Consider the following 21,528-nt stretch of genomic DNA (forward strand, 5'->3'; position numbering starts at 1 on the left):
GATTACGGGTTGAACGGCGGCAACTGGCCAGCGGCCCAAAGGTCGTCCAAGTGGACTCTCACATGGATGAGCTTGCAGCCACAGGTTTCCTCGGTCGGTAGCTCTTCGGTGCTATCGACGATCAGGCGCCGCGGCGTTCGCGACTGCAACAGCATGCCCGTGACGATGGTCGGGGAGGCACGCGCATAGACGCGGGTGTAGCGGGACAGCTCCGAGACCCCTGCCGGCAACTCGATTCGCGGCTCCGTGAGGTCCAGCAGGCGCGTTTCCTTCGACGTAGCATCGCGCGCGGCGCCCAGCGGCGGCAAGCGATCGAGCGGCGCCAGACGCGGATCGTGGCTGGCCCGCGCCCACCAGTAGGGATAGACCCGGTGGACGCGCAGCCCGTCGGCGGTGCGCCGCAGATACACGACCCCGTAGCGGCCCAGCTTCGGCGGCCAGGACTGATTGCAGCTGACGACCAACTCGCCGGCAAAGGCCGGTCGGTTGTCGAAGCTGAACTCGCGCTGGGGCACATGACCCATGAGAGTGCCCCGATAGGCCCCGGTCGCCCGCCAGGTCGCGCCGTCGACCTGGAGATCGGTGATCAACACGAGGGCGATCGCGTCGGCATCGAGGCTGCGCAGCGCGTCGGGTCGCGGAGCGATACGGCATGCCTGCGCCTCGGCAGCCCCGAAAAGGCCCAGGACAACCAGCAAGACTGCAAGGATTATTTTCACCTTGTCCGCTCCAGGCTGCGGTGCCGGCATCCTGCACCAACCTTGATCCGCTTTCCACCCCACCCGGCATTCGGTGAAGCCACGGCCGACGATCGACACGGACGCCTCGAAAGGGTGGGAAACGAACATTAATCAGCTGAGTGGCCTAGTCGGCGCCCTCCCGCGCCCGCGACAGGGTTCACTAGGTGTCGGTGCCTGGTAAAAACTTGGTCGACATGTTCGAGCGCGTGACGGAGATCGGATGCCGATTGGTTGACGAAATCGGTTGGGAAGTCGGACTCGTACCGTCCCATTGCCGTACAAACACCGAACATCGGGACGTGAGAACGCAGCACCGTAGCAATGCGAGCGTGCAACCCGGTAAGTACAGGCTCGCTAGGGGCGGTATTGTGTGGGCTGTAGCCACGACGGACAGACTCGCGGAGACTTAGGGTCTCGCAAGTCGCACGGTTCCGGCCATCGGTGTACACGGTCAAGTGTTCGTCGAATGGGCTCGAAACCTTGATATATAAGATGGTCTCGTTGCCGTATGCGTCTGGACGTTGGACAATGCGGTCGATGTTGCAGACGGGCTGGCGGTTGCCCGGAAACCCTGAGAAGCAATATACCTCCCAGTCCCCGAAACGTGCAGGGACAGGAGTTTCGGCAACGGCTGACCCCGGCGATAAGGCAAACATCGCGGCAACGGAGAAGAGCAGCCGTCTCATCATGCGGTTCGGATCTTTGTCGCGGCTGCGTTGCCAACTCGTGAATGTCCGAAACGGGGCCGGACGCGGATGTCCAGCAACCGAACCGCTGGACGTCAGCTATCGCACCCTTCGACACCGTGAGCTGCCGGTCCGCTACGGCCAGTCCCAGTCGGAAATATCGCTTCGATCCTCCGCATGAAGGGAGCCCCGGAGCGGCTATGGGACGAGCTTGAATGGGGTGGGGCTGATTCGCGAATCAGTCCGCAGCCATAAATCGATTCCCGGCGTGAGAGTCGAACCCATCCTCATCTTGATCCTGATGGTATCGCTGATGGACAGGAATGAGCGCCACTGAGTTTCTCTAGGGTAATCAATCCATTACCGTAGGAATTCGATTCCCGCTACCGCCGTACTGTCGTGGCCGGGAGCGGACGACAGGTGCGATGTCCGCGAAAGCAGACGCTCATCTCGATCGCTATCCGTCTGTCCGCTCCCCACCCCTTGCTGGCATTCCCTTTTAGAGAAGGTCAACGGATGTGCCGTAACAGGTGATAATGCATTCCCCCCTCCTTCCTCAGCTTCGTTTCCTCCGCGCCACCTTCACCGTTGGGCTGCTTACATGCAGCTTCCTGCTGGGCGCCTGTAGCGATGTGCGGGGCGAGCTTCCGGAAAAGGTCGAGGTCACCGAAGTTATCGCGTCAAGCTCAACCGGCGTCTTCATGGAGGGCTGTGCCACTGTAGTTTATCGTCTCGACCCAGCAACGGCGGATACGCTGATGCAGCAGGGAGCGGGATTCTTCAGAGACATAGAGCCTCCTCGCAATGAGAATCCGAGGAATCCTTATTCCGAGTGGATGGAAACACCCCTTCCTGACGCAAGGCTCAACCATATCCACGCCGTGCGGGCGATAGGCGGCTGCGAAGGGGACGGGGGTGACTTTCGCGCAAGGGAGATCGAACTGGCTCTGCGGGCGCCCGGCAGCTTCTATGCGCTCACGAGGAACAAGGAGGGGATGATCCTTGTCGTCCCTCGTTCTCGGCTCGCCGCATTCCTCTATGTTGGCTGAATGTCGGTTTCCACTCATCGCGGACGCTAAGCCCGCAGCCGGGGTGACAAATCGGAATGCATGGTCAGGGTGGAGGCGAAAGTTAACCCGGCGGGTGTAAACGATGTCGATGCGTTCGATCCATCGCCTATGGGGCTGTGCGTTGCTGGTTTTGGTGGCGGTGCCGGCTACCTCCTGCGCGCTCGACGCCAGCACGACGGCCCAAGCGGCTTCCCCCACCTACTCGGCTCAGCAAATGAGAGCCATCTCTGTCTTTGGCGCTCGACTTTCGATGCGGCTTGAAGCCGCTCGCGAGGCCCTAATCCGGAACGGCTTTAGGCGAGTTCCCTTCCCCAGCGCTCCGCCGACAAATAACGAGGCTCAAGTGCTGGAGGCTAAGGATACGATTGAGGTGGGCGAAGGCGTTCGGCGGAGAGCAACTCGATCCCACGCACCTGACAATGGTACTGATCGAGATGCCCAAACGGACCATTGCGGGCAATCTGGCCTCTGAACCGGATCAGAAACGATCCATCGTGCGGACGTTCCCGCATGATTGAATCAGGTGGAACGACTGCATGAAACTGTTGTGAAAACCCCTCCGTCGGCTCGAACCAGCATCCGTTCGCGTCCAAGTTGCAGCCCGCCCAGCCGCTGCAGGCCACGAAACCAGAATGTTCAAAGGAAGTGGACCAAACACCAGTCATCTGGGTCGCCGCGCCGTAGGAGGGTGTCTGGCGTGCGCTGATTTCAAGTTCTGAACTTCGTGCTTCCGCCGAATTGCCCTGAGGTGCCTGCGTTCCGCACGCGACGAGGGCGATCGGAAGAATGCATAGGAGGGCTCGCATCAAGCAACAGATAACCACGCGAGACGAGTGGGACAACGTCCGCTTTCCACCCATTGCGGACCTTCCCAGTTTATGAGTCTACAACCCAGGTCGGCTCGGGAGATGAAGACGGCTGACCAGGAGGATCGCACCGTGTTCGAGAGCGACGACATGGGCGGAATCCGAGACATGGGCTGCATGGGAACGAAGAGGCAGTTTGGCGATAAGGTGGGCGTAGCCCCTCGACCCACGACCGTTGCTGAAAGTCAGAGCCTTGCGATTTCTCGGCCGGATGAGGATGCCACGGACTGGGCGTAGAGCCCCCTCATCCCGCTCGATTGCGCGCGTTCGATGAGTTCCTTCGACCAGTACCACCCGGCCAAGTCGACGTCAGCAAATGAAGCCACGTCGTTCAGAACCTCGTTGCTGAACACTACCCCATCAGGAAACTGGACAGCGCGGAAGTAAGTGCCCCCGTAGTCTTCGTCGTTGATGACGACTCTCGTCCGCCGGGGATCGACCGCTTCCAAAACGCGCCGCGGCATTACTGCATGGAACAGCAACTCAGCATCTCTTGCCCGAACGTGGAATTCAGCATGGTCCAGCGAGCCGGGATCGATCTCGTCGATAAGCCGGAAAAGCCCATTGGAAATGAAGAACAGGTCGTGGGCCGGGTTATAAAAGTCCACGACGTCTTTTGACGGCCCCTTGAACCTGACCTCAGGTGTGGGAAGCCCTGTCAACGGTCTACGCGCCGACGTCCGACCACCCTTTCGCGGCGAGCCCTCGCGCGAGGGTTTGTTCGGCCACTCCAAGCGCCCAGGCTGATAATCCCAGCTCTGCCACACCCGGAAGTATCGCTCTTCTCCTTCATTGCGCGCGCTGGGTTCGAAGGTCCCTATCTGCCCTTTGGGTACCTGCTTGATCATCTCGGCAATCGTGAGTTCCGACATATCGGTCACCATGTTCAGCACCCTGAGTTCAGTTTCACTTCGAAAGGCCGCGCTGGGCGAATTGATGGTAGCCGCAAGGGGGCGTCCTCCCAACATCAGCACTCCTCCTTCCCCGCCTCGGCAACCGGCTTTGAGAGTGGCGACAGCAGACACTGGATGATCTTGCGCCTTTGGGTGCGAACAGATCCCGGTACCGTCCGTTGAATAACTCCTGGGGGATGATGTCGGATTTCTGAGCATGGTTGCTCAGCCTGACGGCGCTGAACGGGACCCTGCCCGCGGACCTCGGCGGCCGGCTCGCGCTTCCACGAACCGTGACTCTGATCTGACCACTATCTGCCATTTACCCCCCCAATCCACAGAGGATCTGCTGAAATCAGAGCCTTGCGACTTCTCGTACCGTCGAGGAGGCTACCGATTGTGCGTAGAGCCCACGTATGCCGCGTGATCGCGCCAGCTCGATCAGGTCCTTCGACCAATACCAGCCGCCCGCGTCGAAATCGAAGGATTCTACACCTTGCAGGGCCTCGTCGTTGAATACGATCCCTGCTGGGAATTCGACTTTCCGAAAGTACGTACCGGCATAGTCTTCGTCCTTGACGACTACTTTCGTTCGCCGTGGATCGACAGCGGCAGCAAGCAATCGAGTCGTGCCAGACGCGGTCGCGGCAAGCCCGCGCTCACCAGTACGGACAGACCCGGTGGACGCGCAGCTCCCGGCCGTGCGCCGCAGATATCTACGTGCTCGCGAGGTTTCCGCCGCGCTTGCGCTTGATAGCCACAACGTTTGAGCTAGCGTTCTGGACGATGGTGCAGAACCTTGCCCAATCCGTCATCAGTCGAGAACGCTTCGCCAGGAGGTCGCCACGCTGGTAAGCGGCTTCGGCCTTGTCCTTAAGCTGGTGTGCCAGGGCATGTTCGATTACCTCACGCGGATAGGCCGTCGTCTCGCCGGCCCAGTCGCGAAAAGTTGAACGGAAGCCGTGCTGCGTTAGGCCTGCTCGGCCCATCCGCTTTAGAACCGACGTGAGCGCCATATCGGAGAGCATGCCACCCCTGGCGGCGGGAAACACATAGTCCACACCTTCGATGCGCGAGGCGGCCTTAAGTAAGGCAACCGCGGCCGGGGAGAGCGGTACGCGATGTTCCTTGCCTGCCTTCATCCGGTCAGCCGGAATGATCCAAATCCTGTTCACTAGATCGATCTCCGCCCAGGTCGCTCCTCGTACCTCACTCGACCGCGCGGCTGTCAGGATCGCAAACTCGAGGGCGCGAGCCGATGTGCCTTCGCGGTCGCGTAGCTCGGCCATGAAGTGGCCGATCTCGGCATAAGGCAGAGCCGCGTGATGCTCGACCTTTTGCACCTTGCTGCGGGCAGGGAGCAGCTTGTCCAGATGACCCCGCCACCGGGCGGGGTTCTCCCCGTCGCGATATCCGCTGACCTTCGCCCAATCGAGGATGTTTTCCACTCGTCCACGCAGTCGGCTAGCGGTTTCGGTCTTGTGGGCCCAGATCGGGCGAAGCACGTCCAGAACTGAACCGGTGTCAATCGCGCCGACAGGCAATGCGCCGATCTTTGGATAGGCGTAGGTCTCGAGGCTCGCGCCCCATTGCTTGACGTGCTTCTCGTTGCGCCAGCCGGCTTTGTGGGCTTCGATATAGGCTTTGGCGCACTCTTTGAATGTTATTGCTCTCGCTCTTTCTTCCCGTAGAGATGCGCGTATTTGGCGCTTCTCGTCCAATGGGTCTTTACCGTCGCGGACCTTCTTCCGGTGCACACGGGCGTCTTCCCGGGCTTCGGCAAGTGATACCTCCGGGTATGGCCCCAATCCGATATCTCGTCGCCGCGCACCGATCTTGATGCGCAAGATCCACGCGCGGCTGTCGCCCGCAATACGAAGGTGAAGGCCGGGCACTCCGCCCACCGCGTGCCGACCCTCATTCTTCAATCGCGCTACGGTCAGCGCCGACAGTTCCTTTGCTCTCTTGGGCATTATGGCGGAGACTTTTTCCTGACCCACTTCTTGTCCCACATAAGTTTTGAGATTGCAATGGATATCATGGCCAATCGTGGAACTGCGAATTCTAATTAAGATATTGATATCACAAAAGAAGAAGACGTCCTGGGCTGTCCTGGAAATGGCCCGAAAAGGACTCCCTCTCCGCCATTTCTATCGGTCAAACACTGATTATCCAAAGCCGAGTTCGAGGCCTCCCCTTTGTTCTTTTTTTGAGTTCTCGTAGCAGCTCGTGGCCAAGCAGATGTCCAAAGGTGATGTTTGCCGGCATCTTTGGCGGAATTGTGCGCGACGGCAGAGCTGATAGCGAACTTATGCACGAGTCCTGGTGCGGCCTGTTTGGACTGGTCAACTCTGACGCGAACACTTAGCAAGCGGTCTGTCGTCGCCGATTTGAATGTGATATTATGTCAATCGTCCTGCCGTTGCTTGCGCTCGCCCTCCAGTCGACAACACTCCCCCCGCATCCCCGACAGGCGGAGGCGCGAGCGCTGTTAACCGCTGTCCAAGGCCAGTGGCGGTGTCGTGGCGAATTTGCGGACGGGCGCCCGATCGAGGCGGATCTGAGCTTTGAGCCTGTTTTCGGTGGGCTTGGACTTCGATTCACTCACGTCGATCGACCGCCGCACAGCTACCGCCAGGAATCGCATTGGGGCTTCGATCGGGAAAGCGGACACATCGTCTCACTTGCGCTGACCGGGTCCGCCCGCGCGGCCGAGCCGAGCGCGGCGGCCTATGTCGCCGAGACATGGACGGAAAGTTCGCTGACTTTGGTCCACCGGCACCTGCTCACCGATCCGTTCGCACCGAACCGCTTCACCTACACAGTGACGGGCGGCCGCTTGAAGAAGACATGGGAAGTGGCGCGCACCGAAGGACAATGGCAGATGGGGGATTATCTCGACTGCGATCGGGTGGGCTGAGGGCACGTCAGGAAGGCGGCCATCAGTCGATGGAGGATTGTTTCCAAAGCCTGCCACCGGTTTTGCGGCCGCTGTGAGGGCGTGAGATACCCTCTCCGCCATTTTCCTGACTTCCCGCAAAGCCTGTCAGCCTGGCTCGCCTGCGCCTCGGACGGGCCCGGTTCCGACAGGAGTTCCCAACCGGGCGCGTCGTTGTTTCGCTGACATAATTATCTGCTAATCTCCGCATCGACCGATAGGTGGCGGTGGTGCGCGATGGATCATCGTTTTCGGCACCGGTTCGACAAGTTCGTCGGGGTCGAAAGGCCGCCGACCTTGACCGTTTCTGCCTTCGAGGCGACCGATTTCGTCGTATCGCGCGTGCAGTGGGAATGGAGCGACGGAGGACATCCGACGCAGTTCGATCGCGCCGACGCTTACATGGTCTGCCTGCAGCGCCTGGATCTGCCCGCCCAGCCTTACTGGGCGGACGGGCGCGCCATGTCGCTGCCGGCGATTCGGCGGGGGCAGTTCCTGTTGCTGGACCTCGGTACCGAGCACGCGTCACTCGTGCCGAGCGCGGTGGATTGCGTGTCGATCTACGCCTCGCGCGCGGCGCTTCAGCGCTTTCAGGCCGAGCATGGAATGCCGGCTACCGGGCAGTTGCTGACGCCTCTGGGCGCGGTGCATGACGACGAGGCCATTCGCCATCTTGGCGAGGCGTTGTTGCCGGCGATCGAGCAGCCCCGGGCCGCAAGCCGGCTGTGGGCCGACCATGTCGCCCTTGCGCTCCTTTCCCGCCTCACCGCACTGCACGGCACCGATGCCTTGCCCGCATCTGCGGCGCGGGGCGGCCTTGCCGGGTGGCAGGAGCGGCGTGCCAAGGAGATGATGCTGTCCCAGCTTGACGGGCGCATCGGTCTGGAAACGCTGGCGGCCGAATGCCGGCTGTCGCGCAGCCATTTCGCCCGCGCGTTCAAGGCGTCCACGGGCGTTTCTCCGCTTCGCTGGTTGAGCCTCCAGCGGGTGGAACGGGCGAAGATCATGCTCTTGAACACGCAGCTCCCCCTGGATCAGATTGCCGTCGCGTGCGGCTTCGCCGACGCCAGCCATCTGGCGCGCGTCTTCGTGCGGGCGACGGGCCAGCAGCCGGGCGCCTGGCGGCGGTCGAGCCGCCTGTAAGCGCAGCTGTCGAATCAGCACGGAAGTCCAATCCGGGGCACGTAGGTCCATGGATCGACTGGCGACCCGTGCCGTAAAATTCCCCCGGCAATCGGAGGGTAGGCAATGGTGCAAAAGACTATTCTGGTGACGGGCGCCGGTTCCGGCTTCGGCGAAGGCGCGGCGATCGGCATGGCGCAGAACGGCCACGCGGTGATCGCCACCGTGCAGGTCTCGCCGCAGGTCATGCCGCTCAGGCAGAAGGCTGCGAAGCTGGGGCTGGACAATCTGCGGGTCGAGCGGCTCGACCTCACCGATCCCTATGACATCGAGCGGGCGGCGAAATGGGACTTCGACGTGCTGTGGAACAATGCGGGGCAGGGCGAGAGCGGGCCCGTGTGGGAGATCCCGATCGACCTCGTGCGCCGCAATTACGAGATCAACGTCTTCCTGCCGCTCGTGCTGACGCAGAAGGTGGTGCAGAAATGGGTGTCGCAGGGACGCAGGGGAAAAGTCGTCTTCACCTCCTCGATGGGCGGGCTGTTCACGCCGGCCAACTGGGGAACCTACGTTTCCACCAAGCATGCGCTGGAAGCCATCGCCGAGGCGCTGCAGCAGGAGCTGCGCCCGTACGATATTCTCGTCCAGACGATCAATCCGGGCGCCTATTTCACCGGCTATAACGAGACCATGGCCGACAATGCCTTCCGCTGGCTCGACGACGGCCGGAACTTCACCAGGCGAGAGGACCTGCGAAAGGGCTTCGACGACTTCTTCGCGACGCCCGAAGGCCGGATGGACCCCCAGGAGATGATCGATCGGATGATCGAGATCGTCCCGGCCGACACGGGCAAGTTCCGCAACGTGATGCCCAGGGCGATCGAGGACATGCTGAAGGCCCATCAGCTCCAGGCTTGGGAAAATCGCATCGAGGCGCCGGACGGGCTCGTCGCCGATATCGTGCCCGAGATGGAGCCGACTCGCTCGGTCTGACGGAGGAATCGCGATGGAGCTGCCGCAAAGCATCAGCGATGCCGCGCTCGCGGCGGCATCGGACGAAGCCCGTATCATCGGCGTGCCGATGAACGTCGCCATTCTCGACGCGGGGGCGAACCTGAAGGCGTTCCTGAGGATGGACGGCGCGCTGCTCGGTTCGGTGGACATCGCCCTCCGGAAGGCGCGCACCGCCGCGCTCTTCGGGATGAACACGGAAGCCGTGGGCGAATTCTGCAAGCCGGGCGGGACCTCTCCCGGCCTCGACGCGACCAATGGCGGACTCGTCGTCTTCGCCGGCGGCATTCCGCTGCGCGACTTTGAAGGCAGGTTGATCGGCGCCGTCGGCGTGTCGGGCGGCAGCGTGATCCAGGACTTCCAGGTCGCGGCCGCGGCGGCCGAAGCGGCCCGGCTGATCCGGGACGAGGGAGGAAGACAATGGGCCGCGCCGCATGCCGGGCACGAGCGCTCCGCGCTCTCGTCGGGACAGTCATGATCGCGACGGCCCCTGGCGCCGCCGCCGGCGCGGGACCGGCCGAGGAGGAACGGAACCGCATGGTCGTCGCGCAGGGCTTCGAGGCTTGGCGGACGGGCACCGGCAGCCCCTACGACCTGCTCGCTCCGGATGCGAGCTGGACGATCACAGGCAACTCGCTTGCGGCCAGGACGTACCCGACGCGGGAGGCGTTCATCCGGGAGATCATCCGGCCGTTCAACGCGCGGATGAAATCCCGCCTCGTTCCTTCGGTCCGCAAGCTTTACGCCGAAGGCGACACCGTGATCGCCTTCTTCGATGCGGTCGGCATGGCGAGGGACGACCGCCCCTATGCCAACACCTACGCCTGGATCCTGGAGATGGAGCGCGGACAGATCGTCAGGGCTTACGCCTTCTTCGACAGCATCGCCTTCGACGACTTGTGGAGGCGGGTGCAGCCGGTCCAGGCGGGCGCTCCTGAACCGTAGGTGGCGACGACAATGGCAGGAGACGGCTCGGCAGTGCTGGATGATCAGGGTTGTCGGACTTGCGAGGCTCGCTCCTCCAGCCAGTGGTCGATCTTTGCCTCGAGCACGTCGAGCGGCAGGACGCCGGTGTTCAGCACCTGGTCGTGAAATTCCCTGATGTCGAACCTGCCGCCAAGCCTGGTCGCCGCTCTCTGGCGCAGTTCCTGCAGCTTGAGCTCTCCGATCTTGTACGACGTGGCCTGGCCCGGATAGGCGATATAGCGGTCGATCTCGACCACGACGTCGCGTTCCGCCATCGAGGTATTCTCGAGCATGAAGCGGATGGCGGCGTCGCGACTCCACCCATGCGCGTGCAGCCCCGTGTCGACGACCAGTCGGACGGCCCTCAGCATCGCCATGTCGAGATGGCCGAACCATTGATAGGGATCCTCGAAAAGGCCGAGCTCCCGGCCGAGCGTTTCGGCGTAGAGACCCCAGCCTTCCGTATAGGCGGTCGCCCGGCCGAAGCGCAGCACGTCCGGCAGATCTTCCTGCTCCTGGGCGAGGGAAAGTTGGAAATGGTGCCCCGGAATCCCCTCGTGAAGGGTCAGCGTCTCCAGGGTGGGGATGGGCCTCGTGTCGAGCATCGACATGTTGAAGAACAGGATGCCCGGGCCCGAAGCGTCCGGCGGTCCCGGGCGATAATAGCCGGTGCCCCGCTGGTCCCCCAATGCAGGAAGTGGCCGCACTTCGAAGGGGGCCCGCGGTGCGGCGGGAAAGAGCTTGGGGATGTTGGGCCAGATCCGGGCCTCGATGGACTTGAAATGCTCGAGAAGCTGCTCGGGCTGCTTATGGTAGAAGCGCGGATCGGTCCGGACATGCTCGAAGAATTCGTGCAGGCTCCCACCAAACCCGATAGTCTGGCGCACTTCCTCCATCTGCTCTCGAATCCGGGCCACCTCGCGACGCCCCAGAGCGTGGATCTCGTCGGCGCTCATCCGTGTGGTGGTGTGGCGCGCGAGCTCGGCCGCGTAGAGCGCCGCACCATCCTTCATCGCCGATCGGCCCGGGGCCGCCGAGGCAAGCGGGAGATATTCCGTCTGCAGATAGGATTGCCAGAGCCTGTATCCGGGATAGACGCGCTCCTCGATCATGCGCCGATAGGCCGCTGCCAGCCTCGCGCGCTCCGGCTGGCCGATCGTGGCGGGCATGTTTGCGATGGCCGCGTAGAAGGGGCTGTCCTCGACCGGGATCGCAAGCATCGCCTCGACCTGGGATAGGACATTGTCGACGATCACTCGCGGCTGGACCTGTCCCACGGCGACCCCGCGCCGGAGCTGGGCGATCACGTTCTCCAGATAGCCCGCAAATCCCTCCAGGCGCTCGAGCCCACGCTCATAATCTTCCACGCTTTCGAACCGTGCGCCGCCGCCCGAGACGAAGTCGGGCATCTCCACGTGCATCCCGAACGAAGGGTTCAAAGCCGCCCGGCGCTGAACGTCGAACAGGCCTGTCTCGAACAGCGACAGGACCTGCTCCGTGCGATAGCGAAGGACGTCGTAGGCGATCCGGTCCACGGCGGAGAGCTGCAGCCGGTCGATCGTCGCGAGTTCCGCCATCTCGGCTCGCTTGCTGGCTTCCAGCGCGCGGGCATGGTCGTCCGACAAGGGGTCGACGAAGGCCGGCAGTCCTGCGGCATCTCCGGACCTTTCCGCGTCCATCGGCGCGAGCATGCGTTCCGCCTGACGGCTGCGCTCGAGAAGACGATGGAGGCGCTCCGAGGCCTCCGTCCTCTGGATCCCATCCGCGGGAGCAGACGACGGAAGCTGCGACTTCGCGGGTGCTGCGACCGACAGGAGGAGAGCGGCCGCAAGATTCTGCACCCGCATGTACGTCGACGATCTTCCGGCCATGCCCGCTCCTTTGCCCGTTCATGGCAGGATCACGCCTGAGGGGGCGATTTGCAACGGCGGAGGAATTCGCCTCCACCTCACGCCCCGGCCGGAGTCCGCTTGGGTGGAACGCCGCAGGTCTTTGACCTCCAAAGATAAATTCAGACGATCAATGGCTGTGGCACCCGCCCGTCGCGACTTTGTTGCGTTAATCGCAACGAGAAGCGCCGAACCTTCGCATTGCTCGTAGCTCGCCCGGTCCTCAAGGTCGGCATCGACAAAGGCGTTGCGCGTGCAGCGGCGCTCATTCGAGGGGAGGGAATATGGTCTCACTTCTGAATCGAATCGCGGCCGGGCTTGTCGCTGGAGGCCTGGCCATGGCTTCGCCGGCCTTGGCCGCTCCGTTGCCTGTCCGGGCCCTTGCCGGGGGCAACGTCGTGTCGATCGAGGACGGCAGCGTCATTCGCGATGCCGTCGTCCTGGTCGAGGGCGAGCGGATCCGCCGGATCGGCCCAGCCTCGGAGGTCGAGATCCCTGCCGGCGCCGAGGTCGTGCCGATGGGCGGCAAATGGCTCATTCCGGGCCTCATGAACATGCATGTCCATTTCGGCCTCGTCCTGCCCGGTGCGGCCGGCGCGGAGCTCCAGGACGAAACCGACGCGGCGCGGGCTCTGCGAATGGCCAGCAACGCCTATCGCACGTTGATGTCCGGGATCACCACCGTCAGGCTGACTCACGAATATAACGGAAACGAGTTCGACCTGCGTCGGGCAATCCAGCGCGGCCAGGTCCGCGGACCCCGGATCGAGACGGCCGGCGAGCTCATCGTTCCGACGGGAGGCCATGGCTATCGGGAGGTCGATGGCCCCTATGGCTTTGCGAGGGCGGCGCGCGAGCAGATCAAGCGCGGCGCGACCTGGATCAAGATCGCCATCTCCGGTGGGATTTCCGACACGCACGGCAGCATCTCGGCCGCGCCCATGACCGACGAGGAGCTCTCGACGCTCATCGAGGTGGCGCATCGCAACGGGGTCAAGGTCACGGCCCACAACGGCTCGCCGCAGGCTGCCGAGCAGGCGCTGCGCTTCGGCGTGGATTGTTTCGAGCATGGCTATCATCTGACGGAGCCGGTGCTGCGCCAGATGGCGGAGAAGGATGTGTGGCTCGTCCCCACCATCGTCGTCAGCCAGCCCGGCGCGCACGAATTCTATCGCAAGATCGGCTCCCCGGATTGGTACCTTCAGCGTGTCGAAAGTGTCGGCCGGGATCATTGGGCGATGCTTCGAAATGCCATTCGGCTGGGCGTTCCGATCGCGCTCGGCACCGACCAGTTTCCGTTCGAGCCGAACGAGGGAACCACGGCCACCGTCCGCGAAGCGGAGCTGTACGTGGAGGCGGGGATGACGCCCCTCCAGGCGCTTCAGGCCGCCACCATCCAGCCTGCCAGGATGCTGGGCCTCTTCGAAGAGGTGGGCAGCCTGTCACCGGGAAAATATGCGGACATCGTCGCCCTCGATGGCGATCCCACCCGCGACATAAGCGCGCTTCGGTCGATCAGCTTCGTGATGAAGGGCGGGGAGGTCGTGCGCAACGACGCCGCGCCCATATTGCCCGCGCAATAGGCTCGGCCCGTCCGGGGTCCGACCGGGTCCGGCTCCTGGAGCAGGGCCCCGGCTTCGCTTGGCCAAAGCCGGCGCGCTCCTCTCGATCCGTTGCATGAAAAGCAACGAAATGCTCGAACCAATGCGGTTGCAACAAAGATTGAGACCGCAGACACTTCCTTCACCGGATACACAAAAAATAGGGGGGAATCGTGAAAGCACCGACGTTCGCCATTTTCGGCGCCTTCGCGCTCGCGGCTTGCAGCGCCAACCCGGTCGCCGCCGACCAGACGCCGGATCAGGCCGACAAGGCCACCGCAGCGGATGCGGAAGGCGAGCTCCTGACCAACTTCTTCCGCTGGTGGAACGAGGCTTATCGGACGCCCGGTGCCTATACCGCCGATGCCTTTCGTCGGTGGTTTACCGAAGACGCGACGCTGACGCTCGAGGGACGGGAGGTCATCAGGGGCGTCGACCAGTGGGCCGCGCATTTTCAGCGGATCCAGGCCGGCGGCGGCGAGGTGGAGATCGTCGTCCCCTTCAAGGAAACCTTCGAGTCCGGCGACCGGATCTACACCTATCACGTCATTCGCAGCCGGCGGGACGGCAAGACCGCCTGCTCGCTGGCCGCGGGCCATGCGACGGTGGAGGGCACGAAGCTGTCGTCGATCGTGCTCGTCCGGAGCGACCTGGATCGGGAAAACGGCGTGACTGATCCGGCCTGCTGGAACGACTGACGCGGTCGCCCACGCGGCCGCCTCGAGGCTTCAGGATCCAGACAGCAACCGCGTCACGACAGCGGGGGAGGAAAATCGCATGAACATCAGGAAATGGAATGAATCCGTTCACGTTCGGGCGTTGGCCGGGATCGCCCTGTTCGCGCTTGCGTCCGGACTTGCGGCAGTGCCGGCGAGGGCCCAGCAGGGCGCCGCGGACGAGGGGGCGGCCGGCGCAACCGCCGGCACCAACGATCAGGGTGCGGAGATCATCGTCACCGCTCAGCGCCGTTCGGAATCGATCCAAGACGTGCCCGTCGCGATCAGCGCCGTCGGGGAGCAGGCGCTCAAGGACCAGAATGTCCAGAGCATCGAAGACGTGTTCGATCTCGTCCCCAACGTCAATTTCCAGAACAACGGCTCGCGCGACCGGCGCGAGCTGTCGATGCGCGGGATCAGCAATCAGCTCAATCCCTATGCGGACGTCAGGCCGGCGACCTATGCCTTCTACATCGACGAGTTCAACGTCGTCGCCGGGACCAGCAACCCGCAGATCGTCGACCTGGAGCGGATCGAGGTCCTGCGCGGTCCGCAGGGCACCTATTTCGGCCGCAATTCCGTCGGCGGGGCGATCAACGTCATAACCAACAAGCCCGTCAATCAATTCGAGGGCGAGGCGGAGGTCGGCTATAGCAGCTTCGATACCTGGCGGGCGATGGGCGTCCTGAACGTTCCAGTCGTGGACGGCCTGCTCGCCGTGCGCGCCTCGGGCCAGTATCAGTCGTCCGACGGCTACATCAAGAACATCAACCCGGTCGGCGGCGGCAACGATTCGGAGTTCGTGACAGGGCGCGTCCAGGCTCGCCTGACCCCGTCGGACCGTTTCACCTGGGACGTCGCCTACAGCTACAGTGACGAGGTTGCCGGAATGCGTGTGGGCGTGCCCACCGGGTTCATCACCCGAACTTGGCGCTCCGTTTATTATGGCGGCGCGCAGGGCGACGTCGCCGATCCCGACGGCGTCGGCTTCTTTCCGGAAAATCGCGACCGGGTGAACTTCAATCGCCCGCAGCGCGTCGGAAGCGAATATCAGTTCATCACCAGCCGCGCGGTCTATGAATTCGACTCGGTCTCCCTGACGGCGGTGGGCGGGCACATCTCCTCCGACGTGTTCAACTATGGCGACGTCGACGGCGGCAGCCACGATTTCTACTATGAGGATCTGAACGTCCACCGCGAGTCTACCAGCGGCGAACTCCGGCTTCAGTCGACGCGCCCGTCGACGATCGAGTGGAGCATCGGCGTCATGGCCGGGCGGGACACCGGACGAACGGCGCAGTCGACCTATCATGGCGCCGAGAGCCCCCAGGGGCTGCCGGAAGGGGCGGAGGTGACTGGCCTCGATTCCGACAGCTCGACCGAATATTGGGCCGTTTTCGGCCAGGCGACATGGCACATCTCCGACATGTGGAGTCTCATCGCCGGCGGACGCTATTCCGAGGAGACGATCGACATCTTCTCGACGACCCGGTCCAATGGGAACGTCACCGGCGTGAACGATCGCGAAACCAAATTCAGCGACTTCTCGCCGCGCTTCACGCTCACCTTCAAGCCGCACGGCGACCTCCTGGCCTATGCGACCGCTTCGCGCGGGTTCAAGTCGGGCGGCACCCAGGCCAGCAACAACATCAATCTCAGGAACGAATATGATCCCGAGATCCTGTGGAACTACGAGGCCGGACTGAAGCTGGATCTTTTCGGCCGACGCCTGCGGCTCGATGCCACCGTCTTCTACATGGATTGGACGGACGTGCAGCAGCCGATCCGCTTCCAGTTCCTCGACGAAAATGGCAACATCGTTGGCGTAAACGGAATCGGCAACGCCGCCGCCGCGCACAGTTACGGCGTCGAGTTCAGCGCCGATGCCCGGATTTCGTCCCGCCTGCGAATGTCGGCCCAGGTCGGCTTCCTCGAGGCCGAATATGACGATTATCCCAACGCCTTCGTCGACGGGATCATCCTCGACGCCTCCGGCAAGCGGCTGGTCAATGCTCCGCGCTGGACGCTGGGCGCGCAGGCCCATTATACGTTGCCGATCAACGACCGCTACGACGGCTTCCTGCGCGGCGAGTGGAACTATCGTGGCGAAGTTCTGTCGTCGCAGCTCGCGCTGCTCTACGACACCTGGCCGTTCATCTCCCCCGCTTATCACAACGTGAATCTGCGCGCCGGCGTGGAAAGCGACCGCTTCCGGGTCTCGGTCTATGTGGAAAATCTCTTCGACGCGAAATATTTCGCCAATGCCTACGAGAAGGCATTCTACAGCGGGGTGCAGGTGGATCCATCCTACCGCAACTTCGGGGTTCGGGTCGGCTACTCGTTCTGATTGACCTGGGGGCGGCATCTGGAGATGCCGCCTCATGCATCTGTTGGGGGCGCTAGCCGATGATCACCCGTCGAACCCTTCTCGTCAGCGGCACCGCGGCGGCCCTGGCTGTCGCCGCGCGGCCCGCGGTCGCAGCGCCAGGCTCCGAGGATGATCGGCTTCGCAACCTGCTGCAGCGGCACGCCGAGCTCTTTGTGATCCGATCTCCCGAAGAAGCGACGGGGCTCGGACTGGATGTCGGTTCGCGCCAGTTTCTCCGGGAGAGACTCGACGACCGCTCGATCCAGGCGCGTGAACGGGACCTTGCGGCCGTCCGGGAGGCTCGCACCGCCCTTCGCGCGATCGATCGCGCCCGGCTATCGGCTCCCGCCGCGCTCGACTTCGACGTCGCTGCCTTCGTCTACGACGTGCTCGGCGATCAGCTCGGCCGCTACGGCTATGTGGATTCCAACCTCCGGCCGAGCCCCTATGTGGCGAACCAGATGAACGGGGCCTATTACTGGCTTCCCGACTTCATCGGATCTCGTCACCCTCTCGAGACGCCGGCGGATGTGAACGCCTATTTCGCCAGGCTGGAGGCGCTCGGCACCGCGATCGATCAGGAGACCGCACGCATCCGTCTCGATGCGTCGAGAGGCGTGACGCTGCCGGGGTTCATCAACGCCAAGACGGTCGCCCAGCTCACTCGTCTTCGCGACGGTCCGCCCTCGGAAAGTGCGCTGATCCGTCCGGCTGCGGAACGCGCCGCCGCGCGCGGACTGGGAGATCTCACCGGACGTGCAACGGACCTGTTTCGAACGGCGGTTGCACCGGCGCTCACGAGGCAGATCGACGCGCTGCTCGAACAGCGGCCGGCAGCCGTGGACACGGCTGGGGTCTGGAGGCTTCCGGAAGGCGAGGCCTATTATCGATCGGCTCTGCGCTCCAACACCACGGCTTCGATCGATCCGAGCGAACTGCATCGTCGGGGCCTCGATCAGTTCGAATCGCTCGCCTCCCGGCTCGATGTTCTCCTCGCCGGGCAGGGCCTGGCCTCGGGAAGCGTCAGCGACCGGATAAAGGCGCTGAATCAGGACGCCCGCTATCGCGTGAGCAGCGACGATGCGGGTCGCGAGCGCCTGATTGCCGCTGCACGAGCGCATATCGCCGAGGTCAGCCGGCGGCTTCCGCAGGCGTTCGGAACGATACCGGACCGACCCGTGATCGTCCGGCGGATGCCGTTGACGATCGAAGACAGTTCGCCGGGCGCCTTCTACAATCCCGGAGCACCGGGGGGGCCGGGCATCTACTCGCTCAACCTGAAACGGCCTGAAGATCTCTCGCTATGGCGCCTGCCTACGCTGACCCATCACGAAAGCATTCCTGGGCACCATTTCCAGCACAGCGTGCTCAAGGAAGCGGCGGAGCTGTCCCTGTTCAGGCAGCTGGTCCGTTTCTCGGCTTATACGGAAGGGTGGGCGCTCTATGCCGAGCAGGTGGCCGGCGAACTCGGGGTCTATGACGACAATCCGATCGGGCGGATCGGGCTCCTCCAGTCGCAGATATTCCGGGCCGCACGGATCGTGGTCGACACCGGCATCCACCATGAGCGCTGGACGCGCGAGCAGGCGGTGGGCTGGATGGTGGATCGGGCCGGAGAGCCAAGGGTGGCGAGCGAGCGGGAGATAGATCGCTACTGCGTCTATCCGGGGCAGGCCTGCAGCTTCATGGTCGGCGCCAACCAGATCGTCGAGATGCGGGAAGGCGCCCGCTCGAGGATGGGCAGCCGGTTCGATGTTCGCGATTTTCACGATCTCGTGCTCACCTCCGGGCCCCTTCCGATGGAGGTGCTGGGGGGAGCCGTCGGCGCATGGAGCGGGGCGTAAGGCGCGCTTGCGGCGGGCGTGCGTCCCGGCGTGATGCGCGGTGCTGACGACAGGGTCTCCGGCCGATTGAGAGCGGGCTGTTCGAACGGGAGAAGCGAGGTTGGGCGAGGAACCGGAGCAAAGGAAGCGCGGCTATGCCCATCGCTGGCTGCTCCTCTTGCCCTTCATCTGGCAGATAGGCCTCGTCCCGTTCGCCAATGAGATTCAGGTCAGGGTCGTCGGCCTGCCGTTCCCGATGGTGTGGCAGATGGCCGGGGTGCTGGTCGCGACCCTTTGCATCGCGCTGGTCTTTCGTATCGATCGCCGCATCGAGGGTGATGACGATGGACTTCCGTCCGGATCGGCGGAGGACCGGCCGTGATCCTGGCGCTGACCGCTGCCATCCTCCTCGGAACCGTCCTGGGCGCCGTGCTCTACGGCCGGAGCCAATTGCGATCACGCACGCTCAGCGAGTGGGCCGTCGGCGGGCGCCGGTTCGGCTTCCTGATCTTCTGGTTCCTCAATGCAGGCGAGATCTACACGACGTTCGCCGTGCTCGGGATTTCCGGCTTCGCATGGGCTTATGGCGCGCCCGCCTACCTCGCCCTCACCTCGGTCTCGCTGGCAGCGACGCTCGGCTACTGGCTGATGCCGCGCATCTGGGAGGCGGGCCGCAGACACGGCCACATTACGCAGGCCGACTTCTTCGCGCATCACTATCGCTCACGCTGGCTCGCCTGGCTCGTCGCGCTCGCGGGAATCGCTGCGATCGTCGTCTACGTGCAGATCCAGATTACGGCACTGGGACTGATCGTCCGTTTCACCCTCGGTCCCGAGATCGGCACGACCTACGCCGCCATTCTTGCGGCCGTGCTGATGCTCCTGTTCGTCTTCTTCGCCGGCCTGCGCTCGGCGGCATTCGCCGCGGGGGTGAAGGATGTGCTGATGGTGATGATTGTCGTGGGTCTGTCGGTCACCGTTGCGGACCGGGTGGGCGCCACGTCGATGATCGACGTCTACCGGATGGCGCAGGATCGGTTTCCGGATATCGGTCATCTTCCGGGCCTGGTGCCCGCGGCTGGGCTGTCGACGACCTGGCTGATGACTTCGGCGTTGAATGTCGCTTTGGGGACCTGGATCTTTCCCCAGATGTTCCAGCTTTGCTACGCGGCCGGCAGCCGGACCGCCATCCGCCGTAACGCATTGTGGCAGCCAATCTATTCCTTGTCCTACTTCTTCATCATCCTGCTCGGCTTCGCTGCGCTCCTTGTGGGGACCGACCCGCAAGACGGTGGCATGAACGCGGTGCTCCTCCAGTTCGTCTCGGAGAGCTATCCGGCCTGGGCGGTGGGTCTTTTCGCCGGAACGGCATGCCTCCTGGCGCTGGTCCCGGGCTCGGTCCTGCTCCTGACGGCGGCATCCATCTTCACGCGCAACGTCGTGCGGCCGCTGCGGCCGACGATCACCGAGCGTCAGTCGTTGCTGGTCTCCCGGATTTCCATGTTCGGCTTTGCCGCCATCGCCGTGTGGCTGACGATCGGAGCCACCGACTCCCTCGTCGAGATCGGTCTTTCCGCTTACGCCACCATCGGGATGCTGGCGCCTGGCGTCTTCCTCGCATTCCTGTGGAAGCGCGCCAATGCTCTCGGCGTGGGCGCCGGTCTGGCGGCAGGCTACGTCATGCTCCTCGTCCCCTCGGTGGCCGACTGGAGCGCGCGCGCCTTTCCCGAATGGGAGCCCGGGCTGGTGGCGATGGGGGCGAACGCGATCGTCGCCGTCGCGGTGATCGCCCTGACCGGCCGACGCGGCGATGTCGCTGGTCCTGATGCGGCCGCGCTGCCGGAACGCGCCTGATCCGATCAGGCGCCCGCGCGCGCGCTTCCGCTCGCGGCGCCCTCGTTCCACGTCTTCAGCTTGGCCTCGAAAAGGGCGAGCATGCGGGCGGGAGCGCCTTCCAGTTGCCGTCCCAGCCGGTGGATGAGACTGATCGTCGCGTCTTCCATGTCGCGTTCGAACAGGTGAAGACCCACGAGCGACCCCTCCTCGAGCTCGGACAGGACGGCGATGCGTGGGAGCACGGTCACCATTCCTCCGCCTTTGGCGCGCTCGCGAAGGACGTGGATCGAGTTGCTGATCAGCCTCGGCTCCAGCCAGATGTGCTCGCGCTTCTCGGCCGCAGCCAGCATCCGGCGGATCCGGAAATCCGCCGGGGGGAGCGCGATGGGATGCCGCTGCAGGTCAGCCAGGCGGATCTCGGACTGGCCGACCAGCGGATGGTCCGGCGCGCACACGACGAGGAGCGGCTGTCCCACCGAGGCGCGAACCCTGATCTTCGGCTCCGTCGACGTATGGAGTATCAGCCCGAAATGCGCCTGATCGTCGAGTACCAGACGCTCGATTTCCACCGTCGGGAAGCTCATCACGGACACGGTTATCCCGGGATTTGCGGTCTGGTACGCATCGATCAGGTCCGTGAAGGACCGGCCGAGAAAGCCCTCTCCGACCGCGATCTCGACATTTCCGACCTTGAGCTCGCGAAGGTCCCGCAACCGGGTTAGCAGCGCTTCCTTGCTGGCGATCTGTTCCTTGTAGAATTCGTAGGTGACGCGGCCCGCCTCGGTAAGCTTGATTGAACGCCGACCGCGCTCGAGGAGCTGGACGCCGAGCTCCGCCTCGAGCTGGGCGACCTGGCGGCTGATGGAAGAGACGGCAACCCCGACCTTCTCGCTCGCAAGGCGCATCGAACCCAGAGTGGCGGCCTCGAAGAAGTAGAGCATTCCGGTTTCTGGCATGTTTTCTCCCCAGCCCAGTTCTAGGGCATGGGTTGCATCCAGCGCAA

Annotated in this window: 17 protein-coding genes; 12 read left to right on the forward strand and 5 right to left on the reverse strand. The window is 63.6% G+C overall.

From position 1 onward, the window contains the following. Positions 1 to 2: 2 nt before the first annotated feature. Positions 3 to 818, reverse strand: coding sequence for a hypothetical protein (locus EKM57_RS07065; protein ID WP_129791763.1), 816 nt, complete (start codon positions 816 to 818; stop codon positions 3 to 5). Positions 819 to 1,962: 1,144 nt separating this feature from the next. Between EKM57_RS07065 and EKM57_RS07070 the strand changes: the two genes are divergently transcribed. Then, the gene (locus EKM57_RS07070; protein WP_129791764.1) at positions 1,963 to 2,475 is read left to right on the forward strand and encodes a hypothetical protein; all 513 of its coding nucleotides are present in this window, start codon (positions 1,963 to 1,965) and stop codon (positions 2,473 to 2,475) included. Positions 2,476 to 3,547: 1,072 nt separating this feature from the next. On the opposite strand, the gene EKM57_RS07075 is transcribed toward EKM57_RS07070, so the two are convergent. After that, entirely contained in the window at positions 3,548 to 4,330 is a 783-nt protein-coding gene (locus EKM57_RS07075) for a hypothetical protein (protein WP_129791765.1), read from the reverse strand. A 641-nt stretch (positions 4,331 to 4,971) separates the two neighbouring features. After that, entirely contained in the window at positions 4,972 to 6,267 is a 1,296-nt protein-coding gene (locus EKM57_RS07080) for a site-specific integrase (protein WP_243450923.1), read from the reverse strand. A 392-nt stretch (positions 6,268 to 6,659) separates the two neighbouring features. Here EKM57_RS07080 and EKM57_RS07085 point away from each other — a divergent pair, with 392 nt between their 5' ends. The 5 genes from EKM57_RS07085 to EKM57_RS07105 all read left to right on the forward strand — a co-directional run bounded on the left by EKM57_RS07085 (position 6,660) and on the right by EKM57_RS07105 (position 10,271). Then, on the forward strand, positions 6,660 to 7,175 hold the full coding sequence (locus EKM57_RS07085) for a hypothetical protein (RefSeq protein ID WP_129791766.1): 516 nt from the start codon (positions 6,660 to 6,662) through the stop codon (positions 7,173 to 7,175). A 255-nt stretch (positions 7,176 to 7,430) separates the two neighbouring features. Next, on the forward strand, positions 7,431 to 8,336 hold the full coding sequence (locus EKM57_RS07090; RefSeq protein ID WP_129791767.1) for an AraC family transcriptional regulator: 906 nt from the start codon (positions 7,431 to 7,433) through the stop codon (positions 8,334 to 8,336). A gap of 105 nt (positions 8,337 to 8,441) precedes the next feature. Then, positions 8,442 to 9,308 carry an SDR family oxidoreductase gene (locus tag EKM57_RS07095; RefSeq protein ID WP_206185330.1) on the forward strand — a complete coding sequence of 289 codons (867 nt, stop codon included), beginning with the start codon at positions 8,442 to 8,444 and terminating at the stop codon, positions 9,306 to 9,308. A 13-nt stretch (positions 9,309 to 9,321) separates the two neighbouring features. Next, positions 9,322 to 9,804: a heme-binding protein gene (locus EKM57_RS07100; RefSeq protein ID WP_129791768.1), complete on the forward strand. Its 483-nt coding sequence runs from the start codon at positions 9,322 to 9,324 to the stop codon at positions 9,802 to 9,804. After that, on the forward strand, positions 9,801 to 10,271 hold the full coding sequence (locus EKM57_RS07105; RefSeq protein ID WP_243450924.1) for a nuclear transport factor 2 family protein: 471 nt from the start codon (positions 9,801 to 9,803) through the stop codon (positions 10,269 to 10,271). The genes EKM57_RS07100 and EKM57_RS07105 overlap by 4 nt, the downstream gene beginning before the upstream one ends. A gap of 44 nt (positions 10,272 to 10,315) precedes the next feature. On the opposite strand, the gene EKM57_RS07110 is transcribed toward EKM57_RS07105, so the two are convergent. Beyond that, a complete protein-coding gene (locus EKM57_RS07110; protein WP_243450925.1) occupies positions 10,316 to 11,983 on the reverse strand; it encodes a DUF885 family protein in 1,668 nt (555 codons plus the stop codon). A gap of 482 nt (positions 11,984 to 12,465) precedes the next feature. Between EKM57_RS07110 and EKM57_RS07115 the strand changes: the two genes are divergently transcribed. The 6 genes from EKM57_RS07115 to EKM57_RS07140 all read left to right on the forward strand — a co-directional run bounded on the left by EKM57_RS07115 (position 12,466) and on the right by EKM57_RS07140 (position 20,543). Then, positions 12,466 to 13,764 carry an amidohydrolase family protein gene (locus EKM57_RS07115; RefSeq protein ID WP_129791770.1) on the forward strand — a complete coding sequence of 433 codons (1,299 nt, stop codon included), beginning with the start codon at positions 12,466 to 12,468 and terminating at the stop codon, positions 13,762 to 13,764. 191 nt (positions 13,765 to 13,955) lie between these two features. Further along, positions 13,956 to 14,480: a hypothetical protein gene (locus EKM57_RS07120; protein ID WP_243450926.1), complete on the forward strand. Its 525-nt coding sequence runs from the start codon at positions 13,956 to 13,958 to the stop codon at positions 14,478 to 14,480. Between the two features lie 79 nt (positions 14,481 to 14,559). Next, positions 14,560 to 16,845 (forward strand): TonB-dependent receptor, encoded by a 2,286-nt coding sequence (locus EKM57_RS07125; protein ID WP_129791771.1) that lies wholly within the window; start codon positions 14,560 to 14,562, stop codon positions 16,843 to 16,845. A gap of 59 nt (positions 16,846 to 16,904) precedes the next feature. Next, positions 16,905 to 18,710 carry a DUF885 family protein gene (locus EKM57_RS07130; RefSeq protein WP_129791772.1) on the forward strand — a complete coding sequence of 602 codons (1,806 nt, stop codon included), beginning with the start codon at positions 16,905 to 16,907 and terminating at the stop codon, positions 18,708 to 18,710. 100 nt (positions 18,711 to 18,810) lie between these two features. Beyond that, complete coding sequence (locus tag EKM57_RS07135) at positions 18,811 to 19,071, forward strand: DUF3311 domain-containing protein (protein WP_129791773.1); 261 nt, start codon at positions 18,811 to 18,813, stop codon at positions 19,069 to 19,071. Continuing rightward, the gene (locus tag EKM57_RS07140; protein WP_129791774.1) at positions 19,068 to 20,543 is read left to right on the forward strand and encodes a sodium:solute symporter; all 1,476 of its coding nucleotides are present in this window, start codon (positions 19,068 to 19,070) and stop codon (positions 20,541 to 20,543) included. Before EKM57_RS07135 ends, EKM57_RS07140 begins: the two co-directional genes overlap by 4 nt. 5 nt (positions 20,544 to 20,548) lie before the next feature. On the opposite strand, the gene EKM57_RS07145 is transcribed toward EKM57_RS07140, so the two are convergent. Next, on the reverse strand, positions 20,549 to 21,481 hold the full coding sequence (locus tag EKM57_RS07145; protein WP_129791775.1) for a LysR family transcriptional regulator: 933 nt from the start codon (positions 21,479 to 21,481) through the stop codon (positions 20,549 to 20,551). Positions 21,482 to 21,528: the final 47 nt, after the last annotated feature.

It is taken from the genome of Sphingosinicella sp. CPCC 101087, assembly GCF_004151485.1.
Taxonomy (GTDB): domain Bacteria; phylum Pseudomonadota; class Alphaproteobacteria; order Sphingomonadales; family Sphingomonadaceae; genus Allosphingosinicella.